Raw genomic sequence first — 18,306 nt, 5'->3', positions numbered from 1 at the left:
TCCCGTACCGGAACGGAGCGCGGTCAGACCAGCGCGCGGCCCAGCAGGTAGACGGCGGGCGCGGCTGCGGTGAGCGGCAGCGCGACACCCGCGGTCATGTGGACGAAGCGCGAGGGGTAGTCGTAGCTGGCCACCCGGAGTCCGACCAGTGCGCAGACCCCGGCGCCGAGGCCGAGCAGCGCCCCGGAGGTGCCCAGGTCGGTGAGGCCGCCGGCCGCGATCCCGGCGCCCGCCGAGGCGAGCAGGGCGACGACCAGGGAGACCGGTCCGGGCAGCGGCAGCGCCCGCGCGAGGACGGCCGCGGCGACCGCGATCCCGCCGACGACCACCGCGTCCGGGGCGGCGCCGAGGTGCCCGGTGGCGACGACGGTCAGGGCGGCGGAGGCGATGGTGGCCATCAGGCCGTACATGCGCTCGTCGGGGTCGGCGTGGCTGCGCAGCTGGAGGACGAGGCAGAGCAGCACCCAGGCGCCGAGCGTGCCCAGGATCGCGGCGGCCGCGTGCTCCCGGCCGGCGACGAGCAGGGCGGCGTCGGCGACCAGGCCGCCGAGGAACGCGAGGGCGATGCCCTGCCGGGCGGGCCACATGCCGTTGAGCCGGAACCAGCCGGCGGCGGTGAGGCCCTGGAGCAGGACGAGCGGGACGAGCAGCCCGTACGAGCCGAGGGAGGCGCCGCCCGCGAGCAGCAGACCGAGGACTGCGGTGAGGGCGGCGGGTCGCATGCCGGGCTCGATCACGGGCGAGCGGCCCTCGGCGCGGGCGCGCTGGGCGTCGGTGACGCGGGCGTTCCCCGCGGTGGTGGGCGGGGAGTAGGCGGGGCCGGCGTCACCCACGGGCGCGGGGGCGGCGACGGGCTCGGGCTCGGCTGCGGGCTCCGCGTAGTACCCGGCGGGCTCCCCGTGCGACGCGTACGACTGCTCGTACTGCTGCTGGTACTGCTGACCATGCTGCTGCGGGTACTGCTGTTGCCCGTGCGACTGCTGGTACTCCTGCTGTCCCTGCGACTGCTGGTAGTCCTGCTGTCCCTGCGGCTGCTGGTGCCCGTGCGACTGCGGGTACTGCGGCTGCCGGTACTGCTGTTCCTCGTACGGCTGCCGGTACGCCCCGGCCCCCTCCGCCACCGGGGTCTCCCCCCGCGCCTGAGCAGCCCGGGCGGCCCTGACCTGGTCGTACGAGACGGCCGGCTGGTACGAGGTGTCCCAGGTCTGGCCCTCCCAGGTCTGCGTGACATCAGGGTTCTGCTGCCCGTTCGCGTACGGGTCGTACTGCTGCCCGCCGTCGTACTGGTCGTTGCTCATGCTGTGGGGTTCACCCTCCTGCGAACGGGGGGAGCACCTCGACGGTGCCGCCCTCGGCAAGCCGTACCGTCTCATGGCTCCGGGTCCCGACGGGGTCGCCGTCGACCAGGAACGAGCACCGCCTGAGGACCTGGACGAGCTCGCCCGGGTGGTTCGCGCGGACCGCGTCGAGGGCCTCGGCCAGCGTTTCGGCCGTGTACGGCTCCTCGGCGACTCCGGCGGCGGCCTTGGCCGCGGCCCAGTAGCGGATGGTTCCCGCTGCCATAGCGGCGCTCCCTTCGTTCGTGTGCGCGCCGCCCCCCATGATGGGCTATGCGCGCGTGAGCCAGTCCCCGAGCCGGGCGAGGAGCTCCTCGCCGGCCGCGTTCTCGGCGTGCCCCATCCCGCGCTCCAGCCAGAGTTCCGCGTCGCCCGCGGCGGCCAGCATGCGCGGGTGGTCGAGCGGGAAGTACGGGTCCCGGTCGCCGTGCACGATCAGGAGCGGGGTCGGCGCGATCAGCGGCACCGCGTCCACGGGCGAGAGGGGCACGGGGTCCCAGGCCCGGCGCTCGATCCGGACGCCGAGGCCGTACCGGCCGACGAGCCGGCCCGCCGGCCGGGTGACCACCCAGTGGAGGCGGCGCATCGGGGCCGTACCCCGGTAGTACCAGCGGGCGGGCGCGGACACGGCGGCCACCGCGTCGGCACGGCCGGCCGTCCCGCGCTCCAGGGCCGCGTGGCGCAGGACCACGGAGCCGCCCATGGAGAAGCCGAGCGTCGCCACGCGCGCGTGGCCGAGCTCGCGGGCCCAGCGGACGGCGGCGGACAGGTCGAGGACCTCCCGGTCACCGACGGTGGAGCGGCCGCCGGAGCGGCCGTGCCCGCGGAAGGAGAAGGTGACCACGGCCGTGCCGCGCCCGGCGAGGACCCGGGCGGCGCGCCGGACGGCGGGCCGGTCGGCCGACCCGGTGAAGCCGTGGGCGAGGACGACGGCCGTATCGGTGACACTTGCCCGTGAGGGTTCGCAAACCGCCTCGATCCGGACACCGTCATCGGTACGCAGCATGGCCCGCGAAGGACGGGAAGTGAGCGAGGAGACATCCACGATGTGAAATCGACCCTCTGCCTCGGAAGTCATGTGGGCTATTCTCCTTGGCAGAGGATCCGGGCAACGCAGCCCCCGGGTCCTTTTGTGTTTTCCGACCGTTGTTACGGATGGATGAACGAAAGCTCTCAGGGCGCGAGAGCCGCACGTGAACAACACACATAGACGTCCTCGCAGGGACCGAGGAGGAACCGACGTCATGGACGAGCGAACGACGACCGACGGATCGACGACGACCGAGGCAGGTACGGCGCGATGAGTTCTCTGCTGCTCCTGACGAACGCCCTCCAGCCGTCGACCGAGGTGCTCCCCGCACTCGGCCTGCTGCTGCACAACGTCCGGGTCGCCCCGGCCGAGGGCCCCGCCCTCGTGGACACCCCCGGCGCGGACGTGATCCTCGTCGACGGGCGGCGCGACCTCCCGCAGGTGCGCTCCCTCTGCCAGCTGCTGCGGTCCACCGGGCCCGGCTGTCCGCTGATCCTCGTCGTCACGGAGGGCGGTCTCGCGGCCGTCACCGCCGACTGGGGCATCGACGACGTCCTCCTCGACACCGCCGGCCCGGCCGAGGTCGAGGCGCGGCTCCGGCTCGCGATGGGCCGCCAGCAGATCGTCGCGGACGACTCCCCGATGGAGATCCGCAACGGCGACCTGTCGGTCGACGAGGCGACGTACAGCGCGAAGCTCAAGGGCCGGGTCCTGGACCTGACCTTCAAGGAGTTCGAGCTGCTCAAGTACCTGGCCCAGCACCCGGGCCGGGTCTTCACGCGCGCCCAGCTCCTCCAGGAGGTGTGGGGATACGACTACTTCGGCGGCACCCGTACGGTCGACGTCCACGTACGGCGGCTGCGGGCCAAGCTCGGCCCCGAGCACGAGTCGCTCATCGGCACCGTCCGGAACGTCGGCTACCGGTTCGTCACCCCCGAGAAGGTCGAGCGGGCCGCGGAGGAGGCCCGCGCCAAGGGAGAGGCCCGCGCGGGCGCCCGCGTCAAGGGGGCCGCGGAGGGCATCACCCCCTCGGAGGACAGGAACGTGGCGGATGCCACAGTGCGACCTGCCGGTAGGTAGGTCCCCCCGCGTAGACTTCCGCGCGTGGCCAAGGTGACGCGGGATGACGTAGCTCGACTGGCAGGTACTTCTACCGCGGTCGTGAGCTACGTCATCAACAACGGACCCCGGCCGGTCGCCCCGGCCACGCGCGAGCGTGTCCTCGCCGCCATCAAGGAGCTGGGTTACCGCCCCGACCGGGTGGCCCAGGCGATGGCCTCGCGCCGCACCGACCTCATAGGCATGATCGTCCCGGACGCGCGGCAGCCGTTCTTCGCCGAGATGGCGCACGCGGTCGAGCAGGCCGCCGCCGAGCGCGGGAAGATGGTGCTCGTCGGCAACTCCGACTACCGGACCGAGCGCGAGGTCCACTACCTTCGGGCCTTCCTCGGGATGCGGGTCTCCGGACTGATCCTGGTCAGCCAGGGCATGAGCGAGCAGGCCGCGAGCGAGATCGAGGCCTGGGACGCGCGCGTGGTGCTGCTGCACGAGCGGCCCGAGGCGATCGACGACGTGGCGGTCGTGACCGACGACATCGGCGGCGCCCAGCTCGCCACCCGGCACCTCCTGGAGCACGGCCACCCGTACGTGGCGTGCCTCGGCGGCGTCCCGAACACCCCGGCCGTCGGCGACCCGGTCGCCGACCACGTCGAGGGCTGGCGGCGCGCCATGCTGGAGGCGGGCCGCTCGACCGAGGGCCGGCTCTTCGAAGCGCCGTACAACCGGTACGACGCCTACCAGGTGGCCCTCAAGCTGCTCGCGGGCCCCGACAGGCCGCCGGCCATCTTCTGCTCCACCGACGACCAGGCCTTCGGTGTGCTCCGGGCGGCGCGTGAGCTGCGCATCGAGGTGCCGACGGAGCTGGCGGTCGCCGGCTTCGACGACGTCAAGGAGGCGGCGCTCACCGATCCGCCGCTGACCACGATCTCCTCGGACCGCCCCGCGATGGCCCGGGCGGCCGTGGACCTGGTCCTCGACGACTCCCTCCGCGTGACGGGCTCGCGCCGCGAGCGCGTGAAGCTCTTCCCGTCGGCCCTGGTCGTGCGCAGCTCCTGCGGCTGCCACGAGTAGACCGAACCTCCCTGTCCTTATACGGGACATACGGGGTTCTGTCGGGCTTCTCAGCCGGTCCTCAGACGGCTCTCATGTACGGCTCCGAGAGTCATAGCCATGACGGACTTCCAGGAGCAGCAGCCGCAGCAGCCGTACTATCCGCCGAGGCCGCCGTACGAGCCGGCGCGGCCGATCACCACCGAGCCGGGCACGACCGTCTGGCCGTCCGGCGGCCACGTGCCGCCGCCGGTGGACCCGCCGCTCGCCGCGACCGTCCCCGGTCCGGCCCCCTCGCCGCGCCGCCGCGCCAAGCGCGGGGTCGGGCTGATGGCGGCGGTGGCCATCGCGGCCGCGGCGGTCGGCGGCGGCACGGCGACGCTGGTGCAGCAGCTCACCTCCGACAGCACCGCGAGCGCCTCCTCCCCCGTGGTCAGCGGCACCAACGTCTCCGCGAGCAGCAAGGGCACGGTCGCCGGGGTCGCCGAGGCCGTCTCCCCCTCCATCGTGGAGATCTCCGCGACCTCGAACTCCGGCAAGTCCACCGGCTCGGGCGTGATCATCACCTCCGACGGCGAGATCGTCACCAACAACCACGTGATCTCCGGCGCCTCCTCGGTCACCGTGCGGCTCAGTGACGGCAAGACGTACGAGGCCGAGGTCGTCGGCACCGACCCCGACAAGGACCTCGCCCTGATCAAGCTCAAGGGCGCCTCCGGGCTCAAGGCCGCCGCGCTCGGCGACTCCTCGAAGGTGCGGGTCGGCGACGAGGTCGTGGCGATCGGCTCTCCCGAGGGCCTGACCGGCACCGTCACCAGCGGCATCGTCTCCGCGCTCGACCGGGACGTGACCGTCGCCAAGGACGACGACGGCGGCGGCCAGGACCAGCAGCAGGGCGGGCAGCAGTGGGACCCGCGGCAGGGCTGGCCGTTCGAGTTCGGCGGACAGCGGTTCAACGGCGACACCGGTTCGTCGAAGACCACGTACAAGGCGATCCAGACCGACGCCTCGCTCAATCCGGGGAATTCCGGCGGCGCGTTGATCAATATGAACGGCGAGATCATCGGAATCAATTCGGCCATGTACGCGCCCAGTTCTTCGAGCGGTTCCACCGCCGGCAGCGTCGGCCTCGGATTCGCGATCCCGGTCGACACGGTGAAGGCCGACCTGGACAGCCTCCGCTCGGGCGGCGACCGCTGAACACATGGGACGCTGCCCCCATGACGGGACAGCCCTTGCCGGGACAGCAGCACGAAGCCGAGCGCATCCTCATCGTCGACGACGAGCCCGCCGTGCGGGAGGCCCTGCGCCGCAGCCTCGCCTTCGAGGGGTACGCGACGCGCGACGCCGTCGACGGGCTCGACGCGCTCGCCGCGATGGAGTCGTACGCCCCCGATCTCGTTGTCCTCGACGTCCAGATGCCCCGCATGGACGGGCTCACGGCGGCCCGCCGGATCCGGGCCGCCGGCTCGACCGTGCCCATCCTGATGCTCACCGCCCGCGACACGGTCGGCGACCGGGTCACCGGGCTCGACGCCGGCGCGGACGACTACCTGGTGAAGCCCTTCGAGCTGGACGAGCTGTTCGCCCGCATCCGGGCCCTGCTGCGCCGCAGCTCGTACGCCTCGGCGTCGGCCGCGACCCCCGCCGAGGACGACGTCCTGGCCTTCGAGGACCTGCGGATGAACCTCGCCACGCGCGAGGTGACCCGGGGCGGGCGGACCGTGGAGCTGACGCGGACCGAGTTCACGCTCCTGGAGATGTTCCTGGCGCACCCGCGCCAGGTCCTGACCCGCGAGCAGATCCTGAAGGCCGTGTGGGGCTTCGACTTCGAGCCCAGTTCGAACTCGCTGGACGTGTACGTGATGTACCTGCGGCGCAAGACGGAGGCCGGCGGCGAGCCGCGCCTCGTCCACACCGTACGGGGCGTGGGCTACGCGCTGCGCGGAGGAGGCGGGGAGTGACGGGCCCCCTGAGGAATCCGTCGGCCTGGTTCCGCTCGCGGCCACTGCGCTCGCGGCTCGCGCTGCTCACCGCCGTCGCGGTGGCGGTCGCGGTCGCGGCCGCGTCGCTGGCCTGCTGGTTCGTGACCCGGGCACAGCTGGAGACGGAGCTGGACTCCTCGCTGCGCAGCACCCGCCTGGACGCGAACGGCGTGCAGAGTCTGCTGGCGATGTGCCGTCAGGGCACGACGCCGCCGCCGGCGGCGGGTTCGTACACGGTGCAGGTCATCCTCGCCGACGGCGGCGTGTGCACCTCGGGCGAGGCCGCGATCCCCGCCGGGGCCGGGGACCTCGCGGTGGCGCGCGGGCAGCTGGAGAACGTCCTGCACACGGTGAAGGACGACGCCGGCCGCGAGATGCGCGTCTACACCTACCCGCAGGACGGCCCCGTCGGGCTCGCGGTCTCCGTCGCCCGGCCGCTCTCCGAGATCGACAACTCGATGTCCACGCTCCGCTGGGTGCTGCTCCTGGTCTCCGGGATCGGCGTCGTCGGCGCGGGCGCGGCCGGCCTGTGGGTCGCGCGGACCGGCCTGGAACCGGTGAACCGGCTCACCGACGCGGTCGAGCACGTCGCCGCGACCGAGGACCTGACCGTCCGCATCCCGGTGGAGGGCGAGGACGAGATCGCCCGTCTGTCCCGCTCGTTCAACGCGATGACGGCGGCGCTCGCCAGCTCCCGCGACCGGCAGGCGCAGCTCATCGCGGACGCGGGCCACGAGCTGCGGACGCCGCTGACGTCCCTGCGCACCAACGTCGAACTGCTCGCGCGCAGCGAGGAGACGGGCCGGGCGATCCCGCCGGACGACCGGCGGGCCCTGATGGCCTCGGTGAAGGCGCAGATGACGGAGCTGGCCGCGCTGATCGGCGACCTCCAGGAGCTGGCCCGCCCGGACGCGGTGCCGCCCGGCCCGCTCGAAGTGGTCCCGCTCCACACCATCCTGCGGACGGCCCTGGACCGCGCGCGGCTGCGGGGCCCCGAGCTCACCTTCGTGACGGATCTCGCGCCCTGGTACGTGCGGGCGGAGACGCCGGCTCTCGAACGGGCCCTGGTCAACGTCCTGGACAACGCGGTGAAGTTCTCGCCGCCCCGGGGCACGGTCGAGGTGACCCTGATGCGCGGCGAGCTGACCGTCCGCGACCACGGCCCGGGCATCGCCCCGGAGGAACTCCCCCACGTCTTCGACCGCTTCTGGCGCTCCCCGTCGGCCCGCAGCCTGCCGGGCTCGGGCCTGGGCCTGTCGATCGTGGCGCGCACGGTCCAGCAGGCGGGCGGCACGGTGTCCCTCGAACCGGCGGAGGGCGGCGGCACGATCGCCCGCCTACGCCTCCCGGGGGCGCCGACGCCACCGCCGGAGCTGTGAGCGGGGGCCAGGACGGGGACGTGGACGACGACCACGGCCTGAACCCCGACGGAACGATCGCGCGCGAGGGCGCTCCGGACCGCGTGCGGGCGGAGTTCACACCGGTCCTCGAGGCGGCACGCGCCCGGATTCCCGAGACGTTCGGTCCGGACCGGCCCCGGATCCGGCGGTCCTGCGGATGCTGATCGAGGACCTGGCCCCGTGGCCGGCGGCCGAGTACACCGCCGTGCTCGGCGAGAAGACCCCGCGCTAGTTGTGTCTCAGCAGCGCCTCGACGAGCCCCGCGCGGGTGTTCGGGAAGTCGAGGGGCACGATGCCGAGTCCGACGCGTCCGGACAGTTCGGCGCTGTCCAGGAAGCCGTGGACCCAGGGGTTGAGGCGGTCGGAGTTCCAGCGGGGCGGCAGGTAGGCGGAGGTGCTGACGAAGTTCACGTAGAGCCGGCCGGGCTGTGCGACGGCGGCGCGGAACTGGGCCTGGATCTCGGGGTACTTGGCGTCGGGCAGGGCGTTCCAGTCGTCCTGGACGGAGAAGACGGCCGGGTCGGCCCATCTCAGCCCGGGGAGACCGCCGTTGTCGGCGAGGAGCACCACACGGCCGCGCGCCTCGCCCAGGAGGGGCAGTGTGTCCCCGATCCGGAAGAGAGAACGCCATCCGCGCCGGTCGAGGTAGTCGTCGAAGACGGCGCGGAAGGTGGCGTCGGACTCCTCGGAGGACTCCTGCTTGACCCGCATGAGGACGGTCTCGGAGGGGTGCGCGGCGAGGAAGTCCCGGCAGGCGATGAGTACGTCCCCGAACATCATGTTCTGGTAGGAGGCGCCGTGGTGGATGGCGAAGGACCCGCCGGTCACCCGACACCGCACGTCCAGGAACCGGACACCACTGTCCAGCTGCTGGGCGATGGTGGTGTTCTGGCACTCGCTCCAGGGCCCGCCGTACCGGGCGCCCGAGTCGTGCGTGCCGGGGATGGTGAGCCGCCGCAGGTCGGTGGCGTCCCCGTGCGCCCCCATCCACGCGCGCGTGTCCGCGGCCGAGGCGGCGGGGGCGCCCACGAGCAGGGCGGCTCCGGCGGCCGCGGCCCCCATGAGAAAGCGTCGTCGGTCCATGGCGGGGACTATGGCAGGTCCACGACAACACCACCAGAGCCCGTACGTGAAAGGGGGCGGCACACCGCCGGAACGGTCCGCCGCCCCCTCTCAGGGGTTCTCCGGGGTTACTTCACGACCGTGATGCGGTCCGCCGCAGGCACCTGCAGCGGGCTGGCCGCAGAGGAGTGACCCGCCAGGTAGGCGTTGAAGACGTCCAGGTCCGAGGCGCCGACCAGCTTGTTCGTACCGGTGGCCAGGGCGCCGAAGCCGTCGCCGCCGCCCGCGAGGAACTCGTTCATCGCGACGCGGTAGGTCTTCGCCGGGTCGATCGCCTCACCGTTCAGCTTGATCGTGCCGTCGACGACGCGGTCCGCGCCCGTCTTCGTCATGTCGAGCGTGTAGGTCAGGCCCTTCGACACCTGGAGGATCTTGATCGAGTTCAGGTTCGAGCCGCTGACCTGCTGCTTCAGCGCGGTGATCAGGTTCGCGCCGGACAGGTCGACCACGTTCATCATGTTGGTGAAGGGCTGCACGGTGAACGACTCGCCGTACGTCACCACGCCGTCGCCCTCGGCGCCGGACGCCTTGTAGACGAGGTCGGAGCGGATGCCGCCCGGGTTCATCAGGGCCAGCTGCGCGCCGCCCTTGTCCGCCGGGGCCAGGCCCTCCAGCTGCGCGTCGGCGATCAGGTCGCCGAGCGGCTTCTCGTACGCCGTGGAGCCGCGGCCGTTGATGTCGGCGGCGATGAAGCCCTGCGGCCGGTTCGCGACCGGGGCGGCCAGCGTGCGCCAGTCCTCGATCAGCTTCGTCATGTCAGCGGCCTTCGGCACGTCACGCGAGACGACGTGGTTGGCCGAGGCGACGGCCGTCCGCACGATGTCCTTGGTGGCGCGGTCGTACGTCAGCGTCGTGTCCGTGTACAGCTTGCCGAACGAGGACGCCGAGGTGACCAGGCGCGGCTTGCCCGCCGGGTCCGGGACGGTGCACACGTACGCCTGGTGCGTGTGGCCCGTGACCAGCGCGTCGACCTGCGGGGAGACGTTCTTGGCGATGTCGACGATCGCGCCGGAGACGCCCTCGCCCTCACCGTCCCCGTCACCGTCGCAGTTGTAGTTGTACGAGGCGGAGGCCGGCATCCCGCCCTCGTGGACCAGGGCGACGATGGACTTGACGCCCTTGCGCTCCAGGATCTTCGTGTACTTGTTGATCGTCTCGACCTCGTCGCCGAACTTCAGGCCCTTGACGCCCTCGGCGGTGACGACGTTCGGGGTGCCCTCGAGGGTGACGCCGATGAAGCCGATCTTCACCCCGTCCTTCTCCCAGACGAAGTACGGGTCGAGCAGCGGCCTGCCGGTCTTCTCGTTCGTCACGTTCGCCGCGAGGTACGGGAAGTCGGCGCCACCGAAGGTCTTGCCCTCGACGAAACAGCCGGCGGTCGGGTGACAGCCGCCGTTCTGCATCCGGGACAGCTCGCGCGCGCCCTCGTCGAACTCGTGGTTGCCGACCGAGGTGACGTCCAGGTCCAGCTGGTTCAGGGCCCCGATGGTCGGCTCGTCGTGGAAGAGCCCGGACAGCAGCGGCGAGGCGCCGATCATGTCGCCGGCCGCCGCCGTGATGGAGTAACGGTTCCCCTCACGCGCCTGGCGCAGGTGCGTGGCCAGGTACTCGACGCCGCCCGCGTCGATCTTCTCCGTCGTCCCGTCCTCCTTGGTCCGGGTGACCTGCCCGGACGAACCGGCCGGCGGCTCCAGGTTGCCGTGCAGGTCGTTGAAGGAGAGCAGCTGGACGTCGACCATCCGGCCCCAGCCCTTGCCGTTCCCGTGAGCGGCGGCGACCGAGTCCCCGGCCGCCCCGGCCGACGGCATCGCGGCGACGAGCGCCCCGACCGTCGCGATCCCCGCTCCGGCGGCGAGAATTCGCCGTGCCGTCTTGTTCTTCCTCGGTGTCGCTGCCATCTCTCCCCTAGTCCCCTTGCCCCGTTTCGCGGGCCTTGATCTGCTCCCCCGTTGCGCGAGCAGCCTAGAGTCAACGCGCGTAGCGCAACAGGGGTCGGCTGGTTACAAGACAGTTGCCCTTGCCTGACGAAGTGTCGCCGTAGGCTCGTAGCCATGACTTCCGACACGGCGCCGGCCCTTGAACCGGGACGGCAGATCCACACGTATGACGAGCTCACGCCCGAGCAGATCCAGGACGTACTGGAGCTGCTCGAGGCCGCCGACCACGCCGACGGCCTGCACGCCGTGTCCGAGCAGGGCCGGCTGTACCTGCGTCACGGCAGGCGCGAGGGCGTGCGCCACTTCCTCCTCACCGTCGGCCCGAACCTGTACGGCTACGCCCAGCTGGAGGAGACCGACCCGATCGAGGCCCCGGCCGCCGAGCTGGTCGTCCACCCCTCCCACCGGGGGCGCGGCCACGGCCGGGCGCTCGGCACCGCCCTGCTCGCCGCCTCCGGCAAGCGGCTGCGGGTCTGGGCGCACGGCGGCAAGTCGGCGGCCCGGCACCTCGCCCAGGTCCTGGGCCTGACGCTCTTCCGCGAACTGCGGCAGCTGCGGCGCCCCCTGGTGCCGCTCGACATCCCGGAGCCGGTGCTGCCCGAGGGCGTCAGGGTCCGCACCTTCACCCCCGGGCAGGACGACGAGGCCTGGCTCGCCGTCAACGGCGCGGCCTTCGCGCACCACCCGGAGCAGGGCTCGCTCACGCAGCGGGACCTGGACGACCGGATGGCCGAGCCGTGGTTCGACCCGAAGGGCTTCTTCCTCGCGGAGAAGGACGGGAAGCTGGTCGGCTTCCACTGGACGAAGACCCACGCCGAGGAGCAGCTCGGCGAGGTGTACGTGGTCGGCATCCTGCCGGACGCCCAGGGCGGCGGCCTCGGCAAGGCGCTGACCGCGATCGGCCTGCGGCACCTGGCGGCGCAGGGGCTGCCGACGGCGATGCTGTACGTGGACGCGGACAACACGGCGGCGGTGCGGGTCTACGAGGGGATCGGGTTCACGACGCACGAGGTGGACCTGATGTACCGCACGGAGTCGTAAGTCCCGGCCGGAAGGGGGCGGTTGACACCGCCCCCTTCTTTGCACCACCCTTTCACTACTTGATTAGTGAAAGGGTGGTGGAAGGGATCGTGGTCGAGTACCGCATCGACCGGCGCAGTGGCGTCGCCACCTACCTCCAGATCGTCCAGCAGACGAAACAGGCCCTCCGGATGGGCCTCCTGGAGCCCGGCGACCGACTGCCCACCGCACGCGAGGTCGTCGAGGCGACGGCCATCAACCCCAACACGGTCCTCAAGGCCTACCGGGAGCTCGAACGCGAAGGCCTCGTCGAGGCCCGCCGCGGCCTGGGCACCTTCGTCCGCGCCACCCTCGGCACCGGCCCCGCCGACTCGCCCCTGCGCGGCGAACTCACCGACTGGGCCCGCCGGGCACGCGCCGCGGGGCTCGAGCGGGAGGACGTGGCCGCGCTCTTCACATCCGTACTTAAGGAACACTTCGAGGGGGACGACGACCGATGACGAAGGACACCGCCCTGGAGGCCCGCCTCCTGGGCAAGCGCTACGGGGGAAGGGGACGCGGCTGGGCCCTGCGGGAGTGCGACTTCTCCCTCCCCGCCGGCCGGATCTGCGCCCTCGTCGGCCCCAACGGCGCCGGCAAGTCCACCCTCCTCGCCCTCGCGGCCGGTCTTCTCCGCCCCACCGAGGGCAGCATCGAGGCCCCGGCGCGCGAGCATCTCGCCTACGTCGCCCAGGACAAGCCGCTCCACCCCCGGCTCAGCGTCGCCGACACCCTGCGCATGGGCCGCGAGCTCAACCCCGGCCGCTGGGACGACACCGTCGCCCGGCGGATCACCGAGGGCGGCGGCTTCTCCTCCGACACCCTCGTACGCCACCTCTCCGGCGGCCAGCGCACCCGCGTCGCCCTCGCGCTCGCCCTCGGCAAGCGGCCCGAACTTTTGCTCCTGGACGAGCCGATGGCCGACCTCGACCCGCTCGCCCGCCACCAGCTGATGGGTCTGCTCATGGCCGACGCCGCCGAACGCGGCACGACCGTCGTCATGTCCTCGCACATCCTCACCGAGCTGGAGGGCGCCTGCGACCACCTCCTCCTGCTCCACGGTGGCAAGGTCCGCCTCGACGGTCCCGTCGACGAACTCCTCGCCGCCCACACCCTGCTCACCGGCCCGATCGCCGACCTCGCCCCGCACACGGTCGTCGAGTCCCGCACGACAGGCCGTCAGCTCATCGCCCTGGTACGCCACGAGGGGCCGGTCGAAGGCCCCTGGGAGACCGCGGACCCCTCCCTGGAGGACCTCCTCCTCGCCCACCTCCGCACCACCGAAGGAGCTGCGTCATGAGCACCCTCGCCCTGAAGGGCTCCTCCTGGGTGACGGTCCGCCAGTACCGGCGGACGCTGTGGCTGGCGGGCGCGGCGGTGGTCGTGGCCCTGACGGTGATCGGCGGGCTGCGGATCTGGGACGCGCAGACGCCGGACCGGTACTACGAGGACGGCCGGCGGTACGCCGCCGACGGCAATCACGGCTACGAGCTGCTGCGTCTGGCGATCGAGCACGGCGGCGTGTACCTGCTCTACCTGCCGCTGCTCGTCGGCGCCTTCGTCGCGGGTCCGCTCGTCGCCCGCGAATTCGAGTCGGGGACGTACAAGCTCGCCCTCACCCAGTCGGTGAGCCCGGTGGCCTGGCTCCGCGCCAAGCTCCTCTGCACGACCGTCGCCGCCTTCCTCACCCTGATCGCTCTCATGGGCGTCTTCCGGATCGGCTGGGGCCGCGTATCCGGCAGCTACGGCCTCCACTGGTCCGACGCCGGGTCGTACGAGGCCACCGGCGTCGTGCTCTTCGCGTACGTCCTGGCCGCCGTCGCCGTCGGCGCCCTCGTCGGCCAGCTGATCCGCCGCACCCTCGTCGCCATGGCGGTCACGGGCGTCGTCGTGGGCGTGGTCCTGCTCGTCCTGGGCGAGTTGCGCTGGAACTTCCTGACCGTGAAGACGATCACCGGCCCGGCCGGCCCCACGCTCTGGATGCCGGACAACGGCATGATGATGGACAGCGGGCTGCTCACGTCCTCCGGCGCCCGCTTCGAGCAGTCGATCTGCTGGGACCAGGTGAACAGGACCCCCGACCTGGACAGCATGCAGGACGGGGCGATGAAGCTGTTCGACCGCTGCCTCACCCAGCACGGCGTCACCAGCCAGTACATCGACTACCACCCCCGGTCCCATTACTGGCCCACCCAGCTCATCGAGTCCGGCATCCTCCTCGCCCTCGCCGCCCTCGCGGCCTTCGTCGCCTTCCGCGTCCTGCGCGCCCGGCTGCCGTAGGAAGAACAAGGGGCGCGGGGCCCTGATCAAGGGCCCCGCCCCCGATTCCCGTACGACACGTCCCCGTTACCGGCCATTCAGACGCGCTTGCGACGCTCACGCAATGAAGCGCTCCGTGTCCGCTCTCCCCAAGGGGAGACTTCCCTCCCCCACGGCAGGCTCCGACGCGCCCGGACACCCCTTCGCGCGGAAGAATGGGGCCATGAGCCAGCAGCCCGCCGAGGTCCCGGTCCAGTCCTCCGCCACGCCGTCCGCCCCGCCGTCCGGAAACGCCTCCGGAACCACCTCCGGAACCGCCTCCGGCACAGCGTCCGCGCCCGTCGCGCCGCCCCTCGGTTCCATCACCGCGCACCGCGCGCACGTCGTCAACGGCACCGTCGTCACCGACATCGACGCCGACCTGGACTCGGACCCCGACACGTACGAGGACGACGGCGCGCTCGGCGAGGACCTGCCGCAGGGGCGCTTCCTCGACCGGGAGCGCAGCTGGCTCGCGTTCAACGAGCGGGTCCTGGAGCTCGCCGAGGACCCGACGACCCCCCTCCTCGAGCGGGCGAACTTCCTCGCGATCTTCGCCTCGAACCTCGACGAGTTCTTCATGGTCCGCGTCGCCGGCCTCAAGCGCCGCATCGCCACCGGCGTCGCCACCCGCTCCGCCTCCGGCCTCCAGCCCCGCGAGGTCCTGGACCTGATCTGGACGCGCTCGCGCGAGCTCATGGCCCGGCACGCCGCCTGCTACCAGCAGGACGTGGCCCCGGCCCTCGCCGACGAGGGCATCCACCTGATCCGCTGGCCCGAGCTCACGGAGAAGGAGCAGGCGCGGCTCTTCACCCTCTTCCGGCAGCAGATCTTCCCGGTCCTGACCCCGCTGGCCGTGGACCCGGCGCACCCCTTCCCGTACATCTCCGGGCTCAGCCTCAACCTCGCCGTGGTCGTCCGCAACCCGGTCAGCGGCCACCGCCACTTCGCGCGCGTGAAGGTGCCGCCGCTGCTCTCCCGCTTCCTGGAGGCCTCCCCGCAGCGGTACGTGCCGCTGGAGGACGTCATCGCGGCGCACCTGGAGGAGCTGTTCCCCGGCATGGAGGTGCTCGCGCACCACATGTTCCGGGTGACCAGGAACGAGGACCTGGAGGTCGAGGAGGACGACGCGGAGAACCTGCTCAAGGCCCTGGAGAAGGAGCTCATGCGGCGCCGCTTCGGCCCCCCGGTGCGCCTGGAGGTCGAGGAGTCCATCGACCCGTACGTCCTCGACCTGCTGGTGCGCGAGCTGAAGGTCTCCGACGCCGAGGTGTACCCGCTGCCCGGCCCGCTCGACCTCACCGGCCTCTTCGGGATCTCCGGGCAGGACCGGCCGGAGCTGAAGTACCCGAAGTTCATCGCCGGCACCCACCGGGACCTCGCCGAGGTCGAGTCCGCGTCCGCGCCCGACGTCTTCGCGGCGCTGCGCGAGCGGGACGTGCTCCTGCACCACCCGTACGACTCGTTCTCGACGTCCGTGCAGGCCTTCCTGGAGCAGGCGGCGGCCGACCCGGACGTCCTCGCGATCAAGCAGACGCTGTACCGGACCTCCGGCGACTCCCCCATAGTCGACGCCCTCATCGACGCCGCAGAATCCGGCAAGCAGGTCCTCGTCCTCGTCGAGATCAAGGCCCGCTTCGACGAGCAGGCCAACATCAAGTGGGCGCGGAAGCTGGAGGAGGCCGGCTGCCACGTCGTGTACGGCCTCGTCGGCCTGAAGACCCACTGCAAGCTGTCGCTCGTCGTACGGCAGGAGGGCGAGCTGCTGCGCCGGTACTCGCACGTCGGCACCGGCAACTACCACCCGAAGACGGCCCGGCTCTACGAGGACCTGGGCCTCCTCACCGCCGACCCGCAGGTCGGCGCGGACCTCTCCGACCTGTTCAACCGGCTCTCCGGCTACTCCCGCCGCGAGACCTACCGGCGTCTGCTCACCGCCCCCAAGTCGCTCCGCGACGGCCTGGTCTCCCGGATCCTCAAGGAGATCGCGCACCACCGCGCCGGGCGGCCCGCGTACGTACGGATCAAGGTCAACTCGCTGGTCGACGAGGCGGTCATCGACGCCTGCTACCAGGCCTCGCGGGCCGGCGTCCCCGTCGACATCTGGGTCCGCGGCATCTGCGCCGTACGCCCCGGGGTCACCGGCCTCTCCGAGAACATACGGGTCCGTTCGGTCCTCGGCCGCTTCCTGGAGCACTCCCGGATCTTCGCCTTCGGCAACGGCGGCGAGCCCGAGGTCTGGCTCGGCAGCGCCGACATGATGCACCGCAACCTGGACCGCCGGATCGAGGCCCTCGTACGGGTCTCCGACCCGGCGCACCGGGCGGCGCTCACCCGGTTCCTGGAGACCGGGATGTCCGACACCACCTCCTCCTGGCACCTCGGACCCGACGGGAACTGGACGCGCCACGCGACCGACCCCGAGGGCCGGCCCCTGCGGCACGTCCAGGAGATGCTCATCGACGCGCGGAGGCGCCGGCGTGCACAACCCTGACCACTTCCAGGACGTCACGGCGGGCGAGGTCCTGGCCCCCTACCTGCACGCGCGGGCCGCGGACTTCCTCCGCGGCCTGCGCCTGCACACCGAGAGCGGCTCCGACACGGCCGGGGCGGAGGAGGCCGCGCGTACGCTGCGGAGCGCGGCCCGCCGGATCAGCGGCACCCTCCACACCTTCCGGCCGCTGCTCGACGCGGCCTGGGCCGACCAGCTGCGCACGGAGCTCGCCTGGCTCTCCGGCACCCTGGCCCTGGAGCAGGCCTGCACCTCCCGGCTCGTCCGCCTGGTGGACGCGCTGTCCCGCCTGTCGAGCGGCAGCGGTCCGGTGCCGGCGGCCCGGGGCTCGGAGAGCGCGGGGCTCGCGGTCGGAGCCGCCCGCGCGGGCGCGCTCCTCGAACGCCAGCTGACCCTGGCCCGTACGCGCGCCCACTCGGCCTCCCTCCAGGCGCTCGGCTCCGCCCGCTTCCACGCCGTCGCGGACGCCGTCGCCCTCCTCGCCTCCGAGGTGCCGCTCGGGCCGGCGGGCGCGGCCCCGGCCATCGAGGTCATCGACGGCCCCGCCGAACTCGCCGAGCGGCGGCTCCTCGACGCGGTGGCGGCGCTCCCGCTCTCCAGGGCGGCCCACCCGTACAACGCGGACGCCCTCGCCGCGAGTGAGACGCAGGACGCGCCCTGGCACCACACCCGGGCCCTGCTCCGCCTGCACCGGTACGCCACCGAGGCCCTGCACACCGGCGGCGAACCCGACTCCGTGCTGTACGAGGCCGCCCGGGCCCTGGACCGGCACCGGGACGCCGCCGAGGCCGCGACGGCGGCGGCCACCGCCGCCCGCACCCCCCGGATCGCCCCGGCGACCGCGTACGCCCTCGGGGTCCTCCACGCCGACCAGCGCCACGAGGTCGAGGCCGCGCGCTTCGCCTTCCAGCGCGCCTGGCGGAGAACGACGGCCCCGGTCCCATGACCGACGACCCGGGCCCGATCCTGGCGGCGGGCTGCGTCCTGTGGCGCCCGGCGGTTTCCGGCCAGGGCATCGAGATCGCCCTCATCCACCGGCCGAAGTGGGACGACTGGTCGCACCCGAAGGGCAAGCGGAAGCGGGGCGAGACGGCGGAGGAGTGCGCGCGGCGCGAGGTCCTCGAGGAGACGGGCCGGCGCTGCGAGCTGGGCCCGCGCCTGCCGACGGTCCGCTACTCGGTGTCGGGCCGCCCCAAGGAGGTCGCGTACTGGTGGGCCCGCGCCCTGGACGGCGGCTTCGTCCCGACGAAGGAGGTCGACGCCCTGCTCTGGCTCCCGCCGCCCACGGCCCGTCACCGCCTGACCCACCCCAGAGACCGCAGCCTCCTGGACGCGGCCCTGTCGACCCCGCACGACTGACGGACGGCGCGCCCCGCCCGCGACGGCACGGCCCCGCACTCGGGCTTACCGCACGGTTCACTTCCCGTTCACCCTTCCCCGTCGACCGCTTCACCTGTCCTGCCTAATTTCGGCCTTACACGGTGCACAGAGCACAGCGATGCACCACCCACCGACAC

The 18,306-nt window shown here is 72.5% G+C and carries 17 protein-coding genes; 12 read left to right on the top strand and 5 right to left on the bottom strand.

Annotated elements, in window-relative coordinates:
- Positions 1-23 precede the first annotated feature (23 nt).
- Genes ACZ51I_RS21815 through ACZ51I_RS21805 form a run of 3 tightly spaced genes read right to left on the bottom strand, consistent with a single transcriptional unit; the run spans position 24 to position 2,415 of the window.
- Positions 24-1,298, bottom strand: coding sequence for a hypothetical protein (locus ACZ51I_RS21815; protein WP_468878335.1), 1,275 nt, complete (start codon positions 1,296-1,298; stop codon positions 24-26).
- Between the two features lie 10 nt (positions 1,299-1,308).
- Positions 1,309-1,563, bottom strand: a complete 255-nt coding sequence (locus ACZ51I_RS21810) for a MoaD/ThiS family protein (RefSeq protein ID WP_468878333.1) — start codon at positions 1,561-1,563, stop codon at positions 1,309-1,311.
- Between the two features lie 45 nt (positions 1,564-1,608).
- Complete coding sequence (locus tag ACZ51I_RS21805; RefSeq protein WP_468878331.1) at positions 1,609-2,415, bottom strand: alpha/beta hydrolase; 807 nt, start codon at positions 2,413-2,415, stop codon at positions 1,609-1,611.
- A 222-nt stretch (positions 2,416-2,637) separates the two neighbouring features.
- On the opposite strand from ACZ51I_RS21805, the gene ACZ51I_RS21800 reads away from it, so the two are divergent.
- The 5 genes from ACZ51I_RS21800 (at position 2,638) to ACZ51I_RS21780 (ending at position 7,840) form a co-directional block, all read left to right on the top strand.
- Positions 2,638-3,447, top strand: coding sequence for a response regulator transcription factor (locus ACZ51I_RS21800; RefSeq protein WP_468878328.1), 810 nt, complete (start codon positions 2,638-2,640; stop codon positions 3,445-3,447).
- A gap of 24 nt (positions 3,448-3,471) precedes the next feature.
- The gene (locus tag ACZ51I_RS21795; RefSeq protein ID WP_468878326.1) at positions 3,472-4,497 is read left to right on the top strand and encodes a LacI family DNA-binding transcriptional regulator; all 1,026 of its coding nucleotides are present in this window, start codon (positions 3,472-3,474) and stop codon (positions 4,495-4,497) included.
- Positions 4,498-4,596: 99 nt separating this feature from the next.
- The gene (locus ACZ51I_RS21790) at positions 4,597-5,676 is read left to right on the top strand and encodes a S1C family serine protease (RefSeq protein WP_468878324.1); all 1,080 of its coding nucleotides are present in this window, start codon (positions 4,597-4,599) and stop codon (positions 5,674-5,676) included.
- A 20-nt stretch (positions 5,677-5,696) separates the two neighbouring features.
- Complete coding sequence (locus ACZ51I_RS21785; RefSeq protein WP_468878322.1) at positions 5,697-6,440, top strand: response regulator transcription factor; 744 nt, start codon at positions 5,697-5,699, stop codon at positions 6,438-6,440.
- Positions 6,437-7,840, top strand: coding sequence for a sensor histidine kinase (locus ACZ51I_RS21780; RefSeq protein ID WP_468878320.1), 1,404 nt, complete (start codon positions 6,437-6,439; stop codon positions 7,838-7,840). The genes ACZ51I_RS21785 and ACZ51I_RS21780 overlap by 4 nt, the downstream gene beginning before the upstream one ends.
- A gap of 249 nt (positions 7,841-8,089) precedes the next feature.
- On the opposite strand, the gene ACZ51I_RS21775 is transcribed toward ACZ51I_RS21780, so the two are convergent.
- Both ACZ51I_RS21775 and ACZ51I_RS21770 read right to left on the bottom strand, forming a co-directional pair.
- Entirely contained in the window at positions 8,090-8,944 is an 855-nt protein-coding gene (locus tag ACZ51I_RS21775) for a phosphatidylinositol-specific phospholipase C (RefSeq protein WP_468878317.1), read from the bottom strand.
- 107 nt (positions 8,945-9,051) lie between these two features.
- Complete coding sequence (locus tag ACZ51I_RS21770) at positions 9,052-10,881, bottom strand: bifunctional metallophosphatase/5'-nucleotidase (RefSeq protein ID WP_468878316.1); 1,830 nt, start codon at positions 10,879-10,881, stop codon at positions 9,052-9,054.
- 153 nt (positions 10,882-11,034) lie between these two features.
- Here ACZ51I_RS21770 and mshD point away from each other — a divergent pair, with 153 nt between their 5' ends.
- The 7 genes from mshD (at position 11,035) to ACZ51I_RS21735 (ending at position 18,148) form a co-directional block, all read left to right on the top strand.
- The gene (gene mshD, locus ACZ51I_RS21765) at positions 11,035-11,961 is read left to right on the top strand and encodes a mycothiol synthase (protein WP_468878313.1); all 927 of its coding nucleotides are present in this window, start codon (positions 11,035-11,037) and stop codon (positions 11,959-11,961) included.
- A gap of 89 nt (positions 11,962-12,050) precedes the next feature.
- A complete protein-coding gene (locus tag ACZ51I_RS21760) occupies positions 12,051-12,440 on the top strand; it encodes a GntR family transcriptional regulator (protein WP_468878311.1) in 390 nt (129 codons plus the stop codon).
- Positions 12,437-13,279: an ABC transporter ATP-binding protein gene (locus tag ACZ51I_RS21755; RefSeq protein ID WP_468878308.1), complete on the top strand. Its 843-nt coding sequence runs from the start codon at positions 12,437-12,439 to the stop codon at positions 13,277-13,279. The genes ACZ51I_RS21760 and ACZ51I_RS21755 overlap by 4 nt, the downstream gene beginning before the upstream one ends.
- Positions 13,276-14,259, top strand: a complete 984-nt coding sequence (locus ACZ51I_RS21750; RefSeq protein WP_468878305.1) for an ABC transporter permease — start codon at positions 13,276-13,278, stop codon at positions 14,257-14,259. The genes ACZ51I_RS21755 and ACZ51I_RS21750 overlap by 4 nt, the downstream gene beginning before the upstream one ends.
- Positions 14,260-14,461: 202 nt before the next feature.
- Positions 14,462-16,771 carry an RNA degradosome polyphosphate kinase gene (locus ACZ51I_RS21745; protein WP_468878303.1) on the top strand — a complete coding sequence of 770 codons (2,310 nt, stop codon included), beginning with the start codon at positions 14,462-14,464 and terminating at the stop codon, positions 16,769-16,771.
- Entirely contained in the window at positions 16,758-17,735 is a 978-nt protein-coding gene (locus tag ACZ51I_RS21740) for a CHAD domain-containing protein (protein ID WP_468878300.1), read from the top strand. The genes ACZ51I_RS21745 and ACZ51I_RS21740 overlap by 14 nt, the downstream gene beginning before the upstream one ends.
- The gene (locus tag ACZ51I_RS21735; protein WP_468878297.1) at positions 17,732-18,148 is read left to right on the top strand and encodes an NUDIX hydrolase; all 417 of its coding nucleotides are present in this window, start codon (positions 17,732-17,734) and stop codon (positions 18,146-18,148) included. The genes ACZ51I_RS21740 and ACZ51I_RS21735 overlap by 4 nt, the downstream gene beginning before the upstream one ends.
- The last annotated feature ends 158 nt before the right edge of the window (positions 18,149-18,306 follow it).

The sequence above is a fragment of the Streptomyces sp. NPDC034084 genome, assembly GCF_055575535.1.
This window is presented reverse-complemented; position numbering and strand designations above follow the sequence as displayed.